Annotated in this window: 15 protein-coding genes; 12 read left to right on the top strand and 3 right to left on the bottom strand. The window is 68.2% G+C overall.

Annotated elements, in window-relative coordinates:
- Positions 1 to 588 precede the first annotated feature (588 nt).
- The 5 genes from ACTJLF_RS01125 (at position 589) to ACTJLF_RS01105 (ending at position 6,241) form a co-directional block, all read left to right on the top strand.
- Entirely contained in the window at positions 589 to 1,329 is a 741-nt protein-coding gene (locus ACTJLF_RS01125) for a peptidoglycan DD-metalloendopeptidase family protein (protein ID WP_440882326.1), read from the top strand.
- A gap of 125 nt (positions 1,330 to 1,454) precedes the next feature.
- Positions 1,455 to 1,637, top strand: coding sequence for a hypothetical protein (locus tag ACTJLF_RS01120; RefSeq protein WP_019652686.1), 183 nt, complete (start codon positions 1,455 to 1,457; stop codon positions 1,635 to 1,637).
- Between the two features lie 126 nt (positions 1,638 to 1,763).
- Positions 1,764 to 2,882 (top strand): metallophosphoesterase family protein, encoded by a 1,119-nt coding sequence (locus ACTJLF_RS01115; protein ID WP_440882325.1) that lies wholly within the window; start codon positions 1,764 to 1,766, stop codon positions 2,880 to 2,882.
- Positions 2,879 to 5,506, top strand: coding sequence for an AAA family ATPase (locus ACTJLF_RS01110; RefSeq protein WP_440882324.1), 2,628 nt, complete (start codon positions 2,879 to 2,881; stop codon positions 5,504 to 5,506). Before ACTJLF_RS01115 ends, ACTJLF_RS01110 begins: the two co-directional genes overlap by 4 nt.
- A gap of 420 nt (positions 5,507 to 5,926) precedes the next feature.
- Entirely contained in the window at positions 5,927 to 6,241 is a 315-nt protein-coding gene (locus ACTJLF_RS01105; protein ID WP_354323207.1) for a hypothetical protein, read from the top strand.
- A gap of 24 nt (positions 6,242 to 6,265) precedes the next feature.
- Here ACTJLF_RS01105 and ACTJLF_RS01100 read toward each other — a convergent pair whose 3' ends face one another.
- The 3 genes from ACTJLF_RS01100 to ACTJLF_RS01090 form a co-directional block, all read right to left on the bottom strand.
- The gene (locus ACTJLF_RS01100) at positions 6,266 to 6,595 is read right to left on the bottom strand and encodes a hypothetical protein (protein ID WP_132750999.1); all 330 of its coding nucleotides are present in this window, start codon (positions 6,593 to 6,595) and stop codon (positions 6,266 to 6,268) included.
- Between the two features lie 17 nt (positions 6,596 to 6,612).
- Positions 6,613 to 7,485, bottom strand: coding sequence for a hypothetical protein (locus tag ACTJLF_RS01095; RefSeq protein ID WP_440882323.1), 873 nt, complete (start codon positions 7,483 to 7,485; stop codon positions 6,613 to 6,615).
- 80 nt (positions 7,486 to 7,565) lie between these two features.
- Positions 7,566 to 8,258: a hypothetical protein gene (locus tag ACTJLF_RS01090; RefSeq protein WP_126181803.1), complete on the bottom strand. Its 693-nt coding sequence runs from the start codon at positions 8,256 to 8,258 to the stop codon at positions 7,566 to 7,568.
- Between the two features lie 621 nt (positions 8,259 to 8,879).
- On the opposite strand from ACTJLF_RS01090, the gene ACTJLF_RS01085 reads away from it, so the two are divergent.
- The 7 genes from ACTJLF_RS01085 to ACTJLF_RS01055 all read left to right on the top strand — a co-directional run bounded on the left by ACTJLF_RS01085 (position 8,880) and on the right by ACTJLF_RS01055 (position 13,068).
- A complete protein-coding gene (locus ACTJLF_RS01085) occupies positions 8,880 to 9,026 on the top strand; it encodes a hypothetical protein (protein ID WP_019652679.1) in 147 nt (48 codons plus the stop codon).
- Between the two features lie 16 nt (positions 9,027 to 9,042).
- Complete coding sequence (locus ACTJLF_RS01080; RefSeq protein ID WP_132798751.1) at positions 9,043 to 9,627, top strand: A24 family peptidase; 585 nt, start codon at positions 9,043 to 9,045, stop codon at positions 9,625 to 9,627.
- A gap of 54 nt (positions 9,628 to 9,681) precedes the next feature.
- Positions 9,682 to 10,524, top strand: a complete 843-nt coding sequence (gene cpaB / locus ACTJLF_RS01075) for a Flp pilus assembly protein CpaB (RefSeq protein WP_126181805.1) — start codon at positions 9,682 to 9,684, stop codon at positions 10,522 to 10,524.
- Between the two features lie 59 nt (positions 10,525 to 10,583).
- Positions 10,584 to 12,134, top strand: coding sequence for a type II and III secretion system protein family protein (locus ACTJLF_RS01070; protein WP_126181806.1), 1,551 nt, complete (start codon positions 10,584 to 10,586; stop codon positions 12,132 to 12,134).
- Positions 12,135 to 12,145: 11 nt separating this feature from the next.
- The gene (locus ACTJLF_RS01065; protein WP_019652675.1) at positions 12,146 to 12,445 is read left to right on the top strand and encodes a hypothetical protein; all 300 of its coding nucleotides are present in this window, start codon (positions 12,146 to 12,148) and stop codon (positions 12,443 to 12,445) included.
- A gap of 145 nt (positions 12,446 to 12,590) precedes the next feature.
- Positions 12,591 to 12,800 carry a Flp family type IVb pilin gene (locus ACTJLF_RS01060; RefSeq protein ID WP_019652674.1) on the top strand — a complete coding sequence of 70 codons (210 nt, stop codon included), beginning with the start codon at positions 12,591 to 12,593 and terminating at the stop codon, positions 12,798 to 12,800.
- Positions 12,801 to 12,891: 91 nt separating this feature from the next.
- Entirely contained in the window at positions 12,892 to 13,068 is a 177-nt protein-coding gene (locus tag ACTJLF_RS01055; RefSeq protein WP_019652673.1) for a Flp family type IVb pilin, read from the top strand.
- Positions 13,069 to 13,090 lie beyond the last annotated feature (22 nt).

The following is a 13,090-nucleotide window of genomic DNA, read 5'->3' as shown; positions in this document are numbered from 1 at the left end:
CGTTTGGAGTGAAAAGGGCGTTCGCCGACCCGTCCGAACCGGCTCCGAGGCGCGGTAGAAGCGAGGTACTCAGGGGGAGATTCGAGGGGATTTCGGGTGAAGGCGCGGTCGGCGCCTGTGTTGGGGGCGACCCCGGCGCCGTCGTCGTGCGCACCCCCAGCCATGCGGAAAACGCACCGGAAGAGACGTCGAAAAATGAAACATCCTCCCGGAGCCAACTGTATTCAATTGGCAGGGCTTGTAACCTAATAAGGAATATCAGAACAAAATCTGAAAATTGAAAAATTACGGCGGCTTGCAGTAGAGATGTGAATCCCATTTGAAGAAGGCCGCAAAAATCTCCGCGACATCCTATTACCCGATGTGATTCACATATCCAGGCGGGCTGCTCCGAATAACTTTCCCGGGGCTTTTTCCAGGCAATTGATCCGCATTGCCGCCATCACCGGGTCGGGTGCCGTCTTGAGGCGGAAAAGCCCTGTCGCCGCCGGAGCGCCCGGCGACTGCTGTTAGCCTTCGCGCATTCTTCGAGCGCGGTCCCGCAGGTCCGGGAGCGCGAGATCCAGGTTGTGCAGGAGGAATCCGATAGTGGTTGTGACAGGAAGGAACTGGCGCGCGGGCGTGGTGCTTGCCGCGGCATTGATGGTGGCGGCGTGCTCCACGTCTCCCAAGGCGCCGGTGGCGGGGCCGGGCGAATATGTCGTCCAGCCGGGCGATACGCTCTATCGCATCGCGTCCCGGTCGGGACGCTCGCCGGCAGACATCGCGCGCTGGAACAACCTTCAGGACCCCGACAAGCTCGAAGCGGGGCAGGTGCTGCGCGTGGTTCCGCCGGGCGGCGCGGCCTCCGCGGAGCCCTCTCCGAGCCGTGAACGGCCCGATCGCCCCGAGCGCTCCGAACGCGCGGAGCGCGCCAGGCCGCCCCGGGCCTCGGCGCCCAAGCCGGTGTCGCCCCCCGCGTCGCGACGCAGCGACTGGAGCTGGCCCTCGCAGGGCGCCGTCATCACCGGCTTCAACGGCACCAGCAGCAAGGGCATCGACATCGGCGGCAACCTGGGCGACCCCGTCGCATCCATCGGTGCCGGCAAGGTGGCGGTGACCGAAACGCTGCGCGGCTACGGCAGCGTGGTGATGGTCGACCACGGCGGTTCATATATGTCGGTCTACACCAACCTGCGCGCGGTTCAGGTCAAGCAGGGGCAGCAGGTGAAGCAGGGCCAGAAGCTCGCCGAGATCGGTAGCTCCGACGGCGGCCGCCCGCGCCTGCACTTCGAGATCCGCTATCGCGGCAACGCCGTCGATCCGCGCCAGTACCTCCCGGCAAGGTGAGCGAGTTCGCGCGGCGGCGGCCTTGCACCGCCTCTGGCGAACGGCATCCCCCGAATTGGCGATATCGCGCCGCCCGCGAAGCACGCAGACTCCCGCGCTGATCGATTTTTTCAAAAGGGGCGGCAATGGAACTCGTGTACTGGGTGTTCATCATTCTCGGCATCGTGCTGGCCGTGACCACGCAGTGGTTCCTGCTTGCCCCGTTCAGCCTGGAGTGGCGCCCGCTGCGCGAGCAGCTCGCCGAGCAGGTCACCCAGTCGGCTGCGCTCCTGCAGGAGTGCGCGGACCCTGCAGACGCCAAGGCCTGATCCGCCGCGCCCCGCGAAGGGGTCGCCACGCAGCAGGAGCGCGTGCCCTCTGCCTCTAAGATGCTCGCTGTTCAGAAATGACCAGAGCGATGCAGACGCGGTAGGCGAAGAGGAGGGCCACGACGCATGATTTCTTTGCTCCACACCGCGGACTGGCAGATCGGCCGGGTGTTCTCGCAATTCGAGCCCGACGATGCCTCGGCCCTGTTCGAGGCGCGCTTCAAGGCGGTCGACCGGCTGGCCGCCATCGCCACCGAGCGCCGGGTCGACGCGGTGCTTGTCGCGGGCGACGTGTTCGACCTGCAGACCGTGTCGGACAAGACCATTCGCCGCATGTTCAACGCCATGCAGGGCTTCACCGGGCCGTGGCTGCTTATCCCGGGCAACCACGATTCGGCGCTGAGCGAATCGGTCTGGAGCCGGGCGCAGCGGCTGGGCGCCATCGCGCCGAACGTCGTGTGCTGCCTGGAGCCCAGGCCGCACACCGTGGCGGGCAAGTTCACGCTGCTGCCCGCGCCGCTCACGCAGCGCCACACCTATGGCGACCTCACCGAGTGGTTCTCCACTGCAGAGCCGGAGGATGGGAGCCTGCCCCGCATCGGCCTCGCGCACGGCAGCGTGCAGGGCATCCTCTCGGAAGACATCGACTCCACCAACCCCATCGCCGCCGGCCGTGCCGCGCAGGCCGGGCTCGACTACCTCGCGCTCGGCGACTGGCACGGCACGCGGCAGATCGACGAGCGCACCTGGTACGCCGGCACGCCCGAGACCGACCGCTTCCGCGCCAACGACTCCGGCCAGGCGCTGCTGGTGCGCATCGATGGCCGCGGCGCGCTGCCGGCGGTCGAGCCCGTGCGCACCGGCCAGTTCGACTGGCAGCAGTGGGAGCCGCGCCTCGCCGTGTCTTCGGACATCGACGAGCTGGTGCGCAGGCTCGAGCAGATCGGCGCCGGCGACGTGCTGCAGCTGCGCGCGCAAGGCACCTGCGACCTTGCGGGCCACAACCGGCTGAACGCCGCCCTCGATGCCGCCCGCGCCCGTGCCCGCGCCCTGGTGTGGGACGGCGAGGCGCTGCGGCTGGAGCCGACCGAGGACGACATCCAGGCGCTGCACGCCGACGGCTTCGTCGGCGAGGCGCTGCAGGCATTGCGCGAGCGGCAGGGCGGCGCCGATGCCGAGCTGGCGCGCGACGCGCTGCTCACGCTCGCGCGCATCCTCGGTACGCAGGCGGGAGCCGCCGCATGAAGCTGCAGCGTCTTCGCATCGAGAACTTCAAGCTCTTCCGCGCGCCGCTCGAAATCGACGGCCTGACTGACGGGCTCAATCTCTTCGCCGCACCCAACGAGTCGGGCAAGTCGACCGTCGCCGAGGCCATCCGTGCCGCGTTCTTCGAGCGGCATCGCTCCAGCGCGGTCGAGCACCTGCGGCCCTGGGGCGAGAGCTCGGCCACGCCGATGGTCGAGGTCGATTTCGAACTCGACGGCAAGCGCTACCAGCTCACCAAGGCCTTCCTCGGCAAGAAGCGCTGCGAGCTGGTGATCGACGGCCGCGCCATGGACGGCGCCGTGGCCGAAGACCACCTCGCGGCGCTGCTGGGTTTCCGCTTTCCGGGCAAGGGCGCCAGCACGCCCGAGCACATGGGCATTCCGGGGCTGCTGTGGATCAGGCAGGGTACTTCGCACGACATCGCCAGTGCGGTCGGCTTTGCGAGCGACCATCTGCGCAACGCGCTCGGCGAATCGCTGGGCGAGCTGGCTTCCAGCAATGGCGACGCAGTGCTCAAGGCGGTGGAAGCCGAGCGCAACGAGCTGCTGACGCCCGCTGCCGGAACGCCGCGCGGCGCCTACGCCGATGCGATCAAGCTGCGTGCCGAGCTCGAAGCCGATCTGCAGCGGCTGCACGCCGACATCGAGTCGTACCAGTCGGGTGTCGACCGCCTGACGAACCTGCGGCGAGATCACCAGCGCGACGAAGCCGCCCGACCCTGGGCGGCGTTGCGCGAACAGCTTGCCGTCGCCCAGCAGCGGCTCGACGAAGCCCGGGGCCTGGACGAGAAGAAGACCGCGCAGGAGGCCGCGCTCAGGCAGATCGCCGCGCAGGTGAATTCATGGCGCACCCAGCTGCAGTCGATGGAGCGCGAGGAAGGCTCGCTCGCCCAGCGCGAGGCGAACCTGCAGAAAACACAGCAAGCCCTGGCCAAGGCGCTCGGCGAACTGCAGGCCTGGGAGCCACGCCATGCGGCCGCCACGAAGGCCGATGCCGAAGCGCGCGAGAACCTTCGAGTGGCGCGCCAGGCCGCGTCGCGCATCGCGCAGGAGAACGCCGTCCAGAGCCTGGCCGAACAACTTTCCGCGCTCTCCCAGAGCCACGAGAAGGCGAAGGCCGAGCAGCAAAAGGTGACCCGCCTGCAGGCCGAGGCGCAGTCGCTCGCGGTGCCTGACAGTGAACTCAAGCGGCTGCGCCAGTGCGCCGACACGCTTCGCAACGCGCAGGCGAGGCTCGACGCCGTGGCCACGGCCCTGGAGTTCGAGCTGCAGCCCGGCGCCGGCGTCCGCGTGGCGGGCGTTGAACTGGCGGGCTCGCAGCGCCGGACCGTCATCGCCCGAACCGACATCGAGATCGAAGGCGTGGGCCGCATCAGCGTGCTGCCGGGCGGTGCCGACCTCGAAAGCCTCGCCATCGAGCGCGACCGTGCGCGCGACGAGCTTGCCGCGCTGCTGCGGGGCCTGCGTGCGGAGAGCGTGGCCGCTGTCGAGGAGCGCACGCGCCTGCACGCACTTCGCAAGAGCGAAGCCGGCGCCGCCGAAGCCGTGCTGGCGGCGCTGGCCCCCAAAGGGCTCGGCGCCCTTGCCGCCGACGTCGCGACGCGCGAAGCGCGCCTGGCCGAAGCCCGGCAGGTGCTGCAGGGCATGCCGTCCGCATCGGAAGCAGACATCGCCGTGCCTTCGGCCGAGTCTGCGGAAGCCGCTGCACGCGCAGCGCTGGCCGATGCGTCGGCCGCGCTCAACGATGCGAAGGTCGCGGCCGGCAACGCACGCGAACAGGTGAAGGCGGCCGAAGACGAGCTCGCCGCCGTCCAGGCGACATTGAACGACCCCGCACGTGCCGGCAGAAAGGCCGAGGCAGGCGGCGCGCTGACCGACGCGCTGGCGCAGCAGTCGGCCATGCAGGACCGCCTCTCGGAACTCGCGCAGCGCCTGCAGACCGTCAACCTGCCCGTGCTTACGCAGGACGTCGAGCGACTGGAACGCAGCGCAAGGCAGGCCGAGGCCGCGCACAGCCAGCGTGCCAACGAGATCACGCGTCTCGAAGTCGAACTGGAGACCAAGGGCGCGCTGGGCCAGGAAGAGGCCGCTTCGGAGAAGCAGCGCGAGCTGGAACACGCCACGCGCCGATGCGCCGAGCTCGAACGGCGGGCGAGGGCGCTCGACCACCTGCTCAAGCTGCTGCGCGAGAAGCGCTCGGCACTGGCGCGGCGCCTGCGCGCGCCGCTGCAGAAGCACCTCGACCACTACCTGCAGATCCTTTTTCCCGGCGCGCAGATCGAGGTCGGCGACGATCTCTCGCCCGGCCGCATCACGCGCCAGGGCCTGCGCGGCGCCCAGAGCGGCGAGTTCGAGGAGCTCAGCGTGGGCGCGCGCGAGCAGATGGGCGTGGTCGCCCGGCTGGCCTATGCCGACCTGCTGCGCGAGGCGAACAAGCCGACGCTGCTCATCCTCGACGACGCGCTGGTCCACACCGACGAGGAGCGCCTGCGGCAGATGAAGCGGGTGCTGTACGACGCGGCGCAGCGGCACCAGATCCTGGTGTTCAGCTGCCACCCCGAGGCGTGGCGCGACCTGGGCGTGGTGGCGCGGAGCATTCCCTGAAGGGGTTCAAGTTTTTGGCGGCTCGATGGGCGGGCGCAAGCCCGGCCGGTTTCACGCAAGTGGTTTCCCGGTAGGCCAACTCGTCGAGCCGCCGCCCCGTTTGACTCGGACGCGGTGGAGCAAAGCTCCCTTGAGCTATCAGGGGGCGCAGTCCGCGTGGCTATACTGCGCCAGTCGCGTCGAACAAGGGCGCGATCGGGCTTGGACTCCCGTTGAAACTACTGCGACGCAAGCCGCAGTCACCCCGCAGGGGCTGCGGCTTCGTCGTTCGTGCTTCCAGTTTTGGCGGCTCGATGGGCGGGCGCGAGCCCGGCCGGTTTCACTCAAGTGGTTTCCCGGTAGTCCAACCCGTCGAGCCGCCGCCCCGCTTGGACTCGGGCGCGTCGGTTTTTAGCAAACCGAAACCCTTGGAGGCCTCTCATGGCTGCATCCGCTCGCGCATCAGCGCGCGTCTCTTCCCCTTCCGAATCCTCCGTCTCGCACGACGCCGAGCAGCTCGCGTTGCAGCTGTGCGACGACATCGGCAATCTCCAATCGATGCAGCGCGCCTACGCGTGCCTCGAAAAGCTCATCGTCCAGCAGGAGGTGAATGACGCTCAGGAGCTCTATCCCAGCAGGGCCGAGCTCGCGGCGCTGGTCGGCGTGGTCAACGAGGAGCTGCAGCGGCGGATCGACACGGCCGAGGCCACGGCGCAATCGCTGCGCCATGGCCTGGGAAAGAGCGGCACGCCCTGAACGTGTCCGGCGACGTGCTCGCTGCTACTTGTCGGCCGGCACGAAGAAAAGGTACTCGCCGCGCCCCACCTCGGGCGTGATCGTGTAGCCCGCGCACAGGTCCCCCGTGCACTGGAGGAAGATCACGCGCGGCCAGATGGTCGCGGCCGTGGGATAGCCAGGCAGGTACTGCGGCACGTGCCACACGCCGAGGGAACCGACGGGCAGCGCGTTTTCGGTGCCGCGCGCGTTCTGCAGGCCGCTGCCCATGTTCACGCGCTCGACGCGCAGCGGCTGCTGCTGGACCGCCGCGGCCACCGCCGTGGTGGCCGCGCAGCACGCGGCCAGCCAGAGGATGAGTACGGACCGGGTCATGTGGCGCTCCGGGGCGGTCATTGCGCGGCCTGCGCCGCGCGCGGTGCGGCCGCGACGTCGTCGGAGCGCTGGTCGAGCATGCGCGACGCGGCGCGGATGGAGGCCGCTTCGGCCGGGTCGATCGGCGTCACCGTGGCGCTGATGACTGGCATGGTGACCACGCCCGCATCTTCGGAGGCGGCAGCGGCCTGCTGCTGTTGTTGCTGCTGCTGCGGAACCGGGGCAGGCGCCGGCGGAGCCACGACGGCCACAGGCTGCGGAGCCGCTGGGGCAGGGACAGGGGTGGGTGCAGGTGCTGCCGCAGCCACCGGGCGCACCGGCGAGGCGGGCGCACCGCTGGCAGAGGCCTGCGGACCGTAGGCCGTTACGCGCTCCTCGGCCGTCATCGACTGCGGGCACTTGGTGCCGGTCATCTCCAGCGCGGCCATCGCGGCCGGGTCCATGCAGTCCATCGCGAGCGAGGCGGCCTTCATGCCCTTGTTCCACAGCTCGCGGCTCATCTTCAGGCGCTTGCAGTGCTCGTCGGTCCAGGTGGTGCCGAAGCTCAGGCCCACGCCCGCACCGTTGGCGCTGGCGCTGGTGCTGCCCATGCAGGTGTCGTTGCTCGTCGTCAGGTTGGGTCCGTTGACCGACGGCACGTTCTTGATCGTGTAGCTGCCGCGGTAGTCGACGGTGTTGGTCGTCGCACCGGTGTTGTTGACGTTCTGGTTGCTGGTCATCGTCGTGTTCACGGTCGCCGGACTCGAAAACGTCACCGACTGGCTGTTGCCCTGTGCCGACGTCATGGCCGAACTGGTCGACCCGTTGTTCGCGCCGGTGTTGGTGTTGGTCTGTTGAGCGAGGGCCACTGCGGAAACGCCCAGCAGCGCAAGAAAGATCAGCTTCTTCATTTTTCGACTCCTTTGAGAACCTTGAGGGGAGGGGCGCCGCCCCTCCCCATTGCCGATGACAGCAACCGTGTGCGCCGGGCTCAGGGAGCCGAGGCGGTCGCGCTTGCGCCGGCCGTGCCACCGGTGCCGCCACCGTTGGTGAAGCCGCCGGCATTGCCGAAGGAGATGTTGGTCACGCCGAAGGAGCCGCCCATGGAGCCTGCCGTCGCCGAGGTGGTCGTGCCGTTGATGGGCCCGTTGATCGCACCGGAGGAAGCGTTGTAGCCCGAGGTGGTGGTCGAGGTGCGGGTCACCAGGGCGATGCCGCCGCCGGGGCCGGCTGCCGTTGCGGCCGTGTTGTTGGTCGTGGAGGAAGCTGCGCCGCCTGCGCTGCCGCTCACGTGCGTGGCGCCGCCTGCGGAGTAGTTGGCGCTGCCTGCAGAGGTCGCATTGGCCGAAGCGTTGGCGCCGCCGATGGCCAGGCCGTTGCCCGTCGTCACGGCCATGCTGGTCACCTTGCCCGTGGTCGTGGCCGAGCCGCCTGCGGAAGCACCGCCGATCGCGAAGCCTGGCACCGCGAATGCGCCGCCCGAGGCGTTGGCATTGGCGGCCGAACTCGACGTGGCCGAGTTGTAGCTCAGTGCGCTGCCCGTGCCGGAGCTGGCGGCCGTCGATCCGGCGGCGCTGGAAGAGCCGGTGGAGGTGGATGTCGCGGCGACCGCGGTGCTGCCGACAGTTGCCGAGGCGACGCTGCCGACCAGGACGACTGCAATGGCGATGAGAGTCTTCTTCATGATGCTTCCTCGAGTGATGTGGAACAAACCCCGATTGCCGGACCACCCGGCCATCAGCTGCGGTCCGTGACGCTGTGTGGAGTGGCTTGCGTGACGACCGGGGTGCAGTTTCTGCGTCGGGGAAGCAACGAAAAATGCCTTGTGCTGGGTACTGCGAGGCTATTGCGAAAGATGTGGTCGAAGGCGTTTGCGGCGCTGCGGAAAAACGCGCTCGCCACACGATGGCCGCCATCGCGACGAAGGCCGTGGCTTGGCAATGAAGAACCATGGCAACCAGATGCAACCGAGGTAATCGAATCTGCGGGCGCTCTGCGGGTATCTCCGGGGTCGGCCGTCTGAAATACGCCGGCGCTGCACGTCAGTTCCGGGGCCGGCCCAACCCGCGAAAGAGCCTCCGCGGGCTCGTCGACCTGGCCGTTCGGCCATCTGTCCGTTGTCACGCCGAGCCCGGGCGCTTTGTCCTGCCTGCGCGGTTGCGCGCACGGGGGATTTGTCTCCCCCACAAAAGGGCGCAGCGCTCATGTGCGGATGCAGGCCGATTCCTACAGTCATCCCCATGGTCCGACGCCCAAGCCCAAGCGGGGCGGCAGGCAGTCGGAACCGCACAACCGGGGAACACGAATGGAACTGCTCGCACTGCTGCCGACGACCTTCATGAACCTGCTGCGCGAAGACGCCGGCATGTCGTTCATGGAGTTCGCGCTCATCGGGTCGTTGGTGATGGTCGTGCTCCTGCTGCTTCTGCTGGCCATCCGGCGCGGCGCCTGAAAACGGGGAGACCGACATGCATGAATTCGACGCCGTCCTCGAACTGCTGGCGATGCTGGTCTCCGACCTTCGCATGCTCGCGCTGTTCGCGCTCCTGGCCGTGGCCGCGGTCAGCGACTGGCGCTCCTACCGCATTCCCAACTGGCTGACCTTCGGCGGCGCGCTCTTCGCGCTGGTGTACGGCACGCTGGCCGCACGCACGCCGGCCGTGGGAGCCGCCAGCGCCTTCGGCGGGCTGGGCATCGGCTTCGCGGCGATGGTGCCGTTCTACGTGATCGGGATCATGGGCGCCGGCGACGTGAAGCTGATGGCCATGGCCGGGGCCTTCATCGGGCCGGAGCAGACGCTGATGGCGGTGCTCTTCACCTTCATTGCCGGCGGCGTGGCGGCCATGGCCTTCGCGATCCACCGGCGCCGCGTGGGCCACATGCTGGCCAACGTCAAGGACGCCGCCCAGGGCGTGATGTTCTCGGGCATCGCCGGCATCCGACCTTCGGGACGCATCGACGCGAGCCTGTCCATCGGCAAGCTGCCCTACGGCATCTGCATCGCGGCGGGCACGGCCATCGAGGTGCTCGCGCACCAGCTGGGCTACGTCTAGCCGTTCCTTCTTCTCTTTCCACCCTCTCTTCATTCATCTGCGACGGAGGTTCACATGAAGAACATCAAGGCGATCGGGCTGATCCTTCTGGCCCTGCTGACCGGGCTGGCGGCCGCCGTCTATGCGGCGGGATGGATCTCGAAGCAGGGCGGCATCGCGTCGAACAAGGTCGTCGTTGCGGCTGTCGACATCGAACTGGGCAGCCGCGTCAACCCGCAGATGCTCACCACGGTCGACTGGCCCCGCGGCTCGGTGCCCAACGGCGCGTTCAGCGACATCAAGGCGCTCGACGAGCGCGTGGTGAAGGTCGGCGTGCTGCGCGGCGAGGCGATTGTCGAGGGCAAGCTGGCGCCGGTGGGTACCCAGGGCGGGCTCTCGGCGGTGATCGCCACCGGCAAGCGGGCCATGACGGTGCGCGTCAACGATGTGGTGGGCGTGGCGGGCTTCGCGCTGCCGGGCAACTACGTCGACGTGATGGTCAACGCCCAGCAGGAGAAAGGCCGCGGCGAAGAGGCCCTGCAGATCAGCAAGACCGTGCTCGAGAAGGTGCTGGTGCTCGCAGTGGCGCAGGAGGCCAACCGCGACGACACCAAGCCGAAGGTGGTGAGCGCCGTCACGCTGGAGCTCTCGCTCGAGGACTCCGAGAAGCTCGACCTGGCGCGCAGCGTGGGCACGCTGTCCCTGGTGCTTCGCAACCAGATGGACAAGACCACGGTGGCCACCGACGGCATCACCAAGGGCCAGCTCTTCGGCGCGAAGGAAATCGTGCAGGTCGCCGCCACCGCACCCGCGCCGGCTCCGGCCCGTCCGCGAGTCCAGCGTGCAGGGCCCGCGGCACCCGCTTCAGATTGCGTCGAAGTGATCCAGAACGCAGCCCGCTCGCTGACCTGCTTCTGATCGCCTCGCACCCGACCAACTCCGAAACGACCGACACGAACCGACAGGAGGAACACCAAGTGCGCCATATCTCCACAACACTCGCCAGCGTCCTGGCGACCCTCGCGACCGTGTCGGCTCCCGCCACGGCTGCAGAGGCCGCCGCCGCAACCGCTTCCACCGTGGCCGCCGTGCCGGCGACCGCCATCGTCGCGGTGCCGCCGGCGGTCGCCGGCAGCACCGCCAACGGCACCCGCCGCTGCACCGCGATCATTCCCGACGACCAGCCCACGCAGGCCGTGCTGGGCAAGTCGGTCGTCATTCCACTGAAGACGCGCGTGGTGCGCATCGTGGTCAGCGGGCAGCCGCCGAGCCGCGCACCGGTGCCGGCCGCGGCGATGGCGGCCGTGCCCGCGGGCATGCAGCCCGTCGCGGCGCCGCCGGCCAATGCGAACGGCGGCGACGGCATCGCCGACGTCGACGTCACGCTGCTGAGTCCGACGGACCTGTTCTTTCGCGGCCGCCAGGCGGGCTCGATGAACGTGGTGCTGCAAAGCGCCGACGGCACCTGCTACATCAAGGACGTGGTCGTCACCATCGACCCGATGGCGCTGCAGGCCAAGCTGGCCGAGCTGATGCCCGAGGAGCGGCGCATCCAGGTGCGCAGCGCGGAGAAGTCGATCGTGCTCACCGGCGAGATCAGCGACGCGCTCAAGCTCGACGACGTGATGAGCCTGGCCTCCGCCTACGGCGCGGACGGCAAGAAGGTGGTGAACCTGCTGCGCGTGGCGACGCCGCAGCAGGTGATGCTCGAGGTGAAGATCGCCGAGGTGAGCAAGTCGCTGCTCGACAGGCTGGGCGGCGGCATCAATCTCTCGCGCACCAGCGGCGGCGGATTGAACAGCTACTCGCTGGTCTCGAACTTCCTGAGCGGCGGCGGCGGCCTGGTGCAGGCGCTGCGCATCGGCCGCGGCACGGTGACCATCGACGGCCAGAAGGACGATGGCCTGGTGCGCATCCTTGCGGAGCCCAACATCATGGCCATCAGCGGCCAGCAGGCGAGCTTCCTGTCGGGCGGCAAGATCTTCATCCCGGTGGCGCAGAACGCGGCCGGCGGCAGCGGCACCAACATCACGCTGGAGGAGAAGGAGTTCGGCATCGGGGTCAAGTTCACGCCCACGGTGCTCAACGGCAACCGGGTCAACCTGAAGATGGTGTCCGAGGTGTCGGACCTGTCGCAGACCGGGTCTCCCTTCACCACGGTCGGCGGCGTCACGGCGGTGCTGCCTTCGCTCACGGTGCGGCGCGCAGACACCACCGTGCAGCTCAACGACGGGCAGAGCTTCGTCATCGCCGGGCTCATCAAGGCCAACGTGACGGAGTCGATCAAGCGCTTTCCCGGACTGGGCGAGGTGCCCGTGATGGGCGCGCTGTTCCGCAGCACCGAGTTCCAGAACGAGCAGACCGAGCTGATGTTCGTCATCACGCCGCGCATGGTGAAACCGCTGGCCGAAGCGCCGCGGGTGCCGACGGACAACCACGTGGTGCCCAGCCGCGCCGAGGTCTATCTCAACGGAGCACTCGAAAGCTCCACCCCGGCCCCGGCCGCCCCCGACAGCGAACCCAAGTGAGGAGCACCGTCATGTTCACCATCGCCAGAACGACCACCGTTGCGCTCGTGTGCCTCCTGGGCGCCGGCTGCTCGCACGTCACGCCCAACTACGACGCCCGCTTCGGCGACGCGGTGCGCGACGCGAAACGGAAGATGACCATCAACCCCGACGCCGGCAAGAGCAACGACCCCGCCGTGGGCATGGACGGCCGCGCCGCGCGCGAGGCGATGAACCAGTACCACGAGTCGTACAAGACGCCGCCGCCTGCGGTGAACGTCATCAACATCGGCGGCCAGATCGGCGGACAAGGAGCAGGGAGCTCGAAGTGATGCACGCACATGTTGCATCGGCCAGGCCCGCTTCCTCGGGACTCACGCGGAAAGGAGAGTGACACGAATCGAAACGAACTTTCTTCCCTATCCATGTTTTCTCGAACCTGATCCCCAACCGTTCAAACATCGAAAGGAACGAATCATGCAAAACCTTTTCAAGGCCATCGGCCAATCGACCCAGAACTTCCTGCGCGAAGAAGAGGGCGCCCAGGTCGTCGAATACGCGCTGATCATCGCGGTCGTCTCGATCGCCCTGGTCGTCGCGCTGAAGGGCCTCACGGCGAACAACGGCGGCTTCACGTCGTTCATCACCCGCGTGACGAACTGCCTCACCACGGCCACCTGCTCGTAAGCCGCAGGGCGAGCGAGCCGGGCCTGGCCCGGCTCGCTGTACGCCAGCTGCTGCGTTCGCATTCTTTCCCGCATGGAAAAGGAGTAGTCCCATGTTGAAGTCATTTCTGAAAGACGAGAGCGGCGCGCAGATAGTCGAGTACGCGCTGATCATTGCTGTCGTCTCCATCGCGCTGGTTGTCGCGCTGCAGGTTCTGACGACGGGCAACAGCTTCAGCTCGTTCATTACCCGCGTCGCCAACTGTCTCGATGGCACGGGCTGCACCTGAGCCCGCGTCTGCCGGACCACCT

The sequence above is a fragment of the Variovorax sp. 22077 genome, from assembly GCF_052044195.1.
Lineage (GTDB): Bacteria > Pseudomonadota > Gammaproteobacteria > Burkholderiales > Burkholderiaceae_C > Variovorax > Variovorax atrisoli.
The sequence above is the reverse complement of the archived record's forward strand: the minus strand, read 5'-3'. Positions and strand labels throughout refer to the sequence as shown.

Bases quoted from the DNA above. Each gene is read 5' to 3' on its own strand.
- ACTJLF_RS01085 (WP_019652679.1), top strand. From the start codon at position 8,880: ATGGAACTGCTCGCACTGCTGCCGACGACCTTCATGAACCTGCTGCGC.
- ACTJLF_RS01105 (WP_354323207.1), top strand. From the start codon at position 5,927: ATGGCTGCATCCGCTCGCGCATCAGCGCGCGTCTCTTCCCCTTCCGAA.
- ACTJLF_RS01115 (WP_440882325.1), top strand. From the start codon at position 1,764: ATGATTTCTTTGCTCCACACCGCGGACTGGCAGATCGGCCGGGTGTTC.
- ACTJLF_RS01110 (WP_440882324.1), top strand. From the start codon at position 2,879: ATGAAGCTGCAGCGTCTTCGCATCGAGAACTTCAAGCTCTTCCGCGCG.
- ACTJLF_RS01090 (WP_126181803.1), bottom strand. From the start codon at position 8,258: ATGAAGAAGACTCTCATCGCCATTGCAGTCGTCCTGGTCGGCAGCGTC.
- ACTJLF_RS01055 (WP_019652673.1), top strand. From the start codon at position 12,892: ATGTTGAAGTCATTTCTGAAAGACGAGAGCGGCGCGCAGATAGTCGAG.
- ACTJLF_RS01100 (WP_132750999.1), bottom strand. From the start codon at position 6,595: ATGACCCGGTCCGTACTCATCCTCTGGCTGGCCGCGTGCTGCGCGGCC.
- cpaB (WP_126181805.1), top strand. From the start codon at position 9,682: ATGAAGAACATCAAGGCGATCGGGCTGATCCTTCTGGCCCTGCTGACC.
- ACTJLF_RS01095 (WP_440882323.1), bottom strand. From the start codon at position 7,485: ATGAAGAAGCTGATCTTTCTTGCGCTGCTGGGCGTTTCCGCAGTGGCC.
- ACTJLF_RS01065 (WP_019652675.1), top strand. From the start codon at position 12,146: ATGTTCACCATCGCCAGAACGACCACCGTTGCGCTCGTGTGCCTCCTG.
- ACTJLF_RS01060 (WP_019652674.1), top strand. From the start codon at position 12,591: ATGCAAAACCTTTTCAAGGCCATCGGCCAATCGACCCAGAACTTCCTG.
- ACTJLF_RS01120 (WP_019652686.1), top strand. From the start codon at position 1,455: ATGGAACTCGTGTACTGGGTGTTCATCATTCTCGGCATCGTGCTGGCC.
- ACTJLF_RS01080 (WP_132798751.1), top strand. From the start codon at position 9,043: ATGCATGAATTCGACGCCGTCCTCGAACTGCTGGCGATGCTGGTCTCC.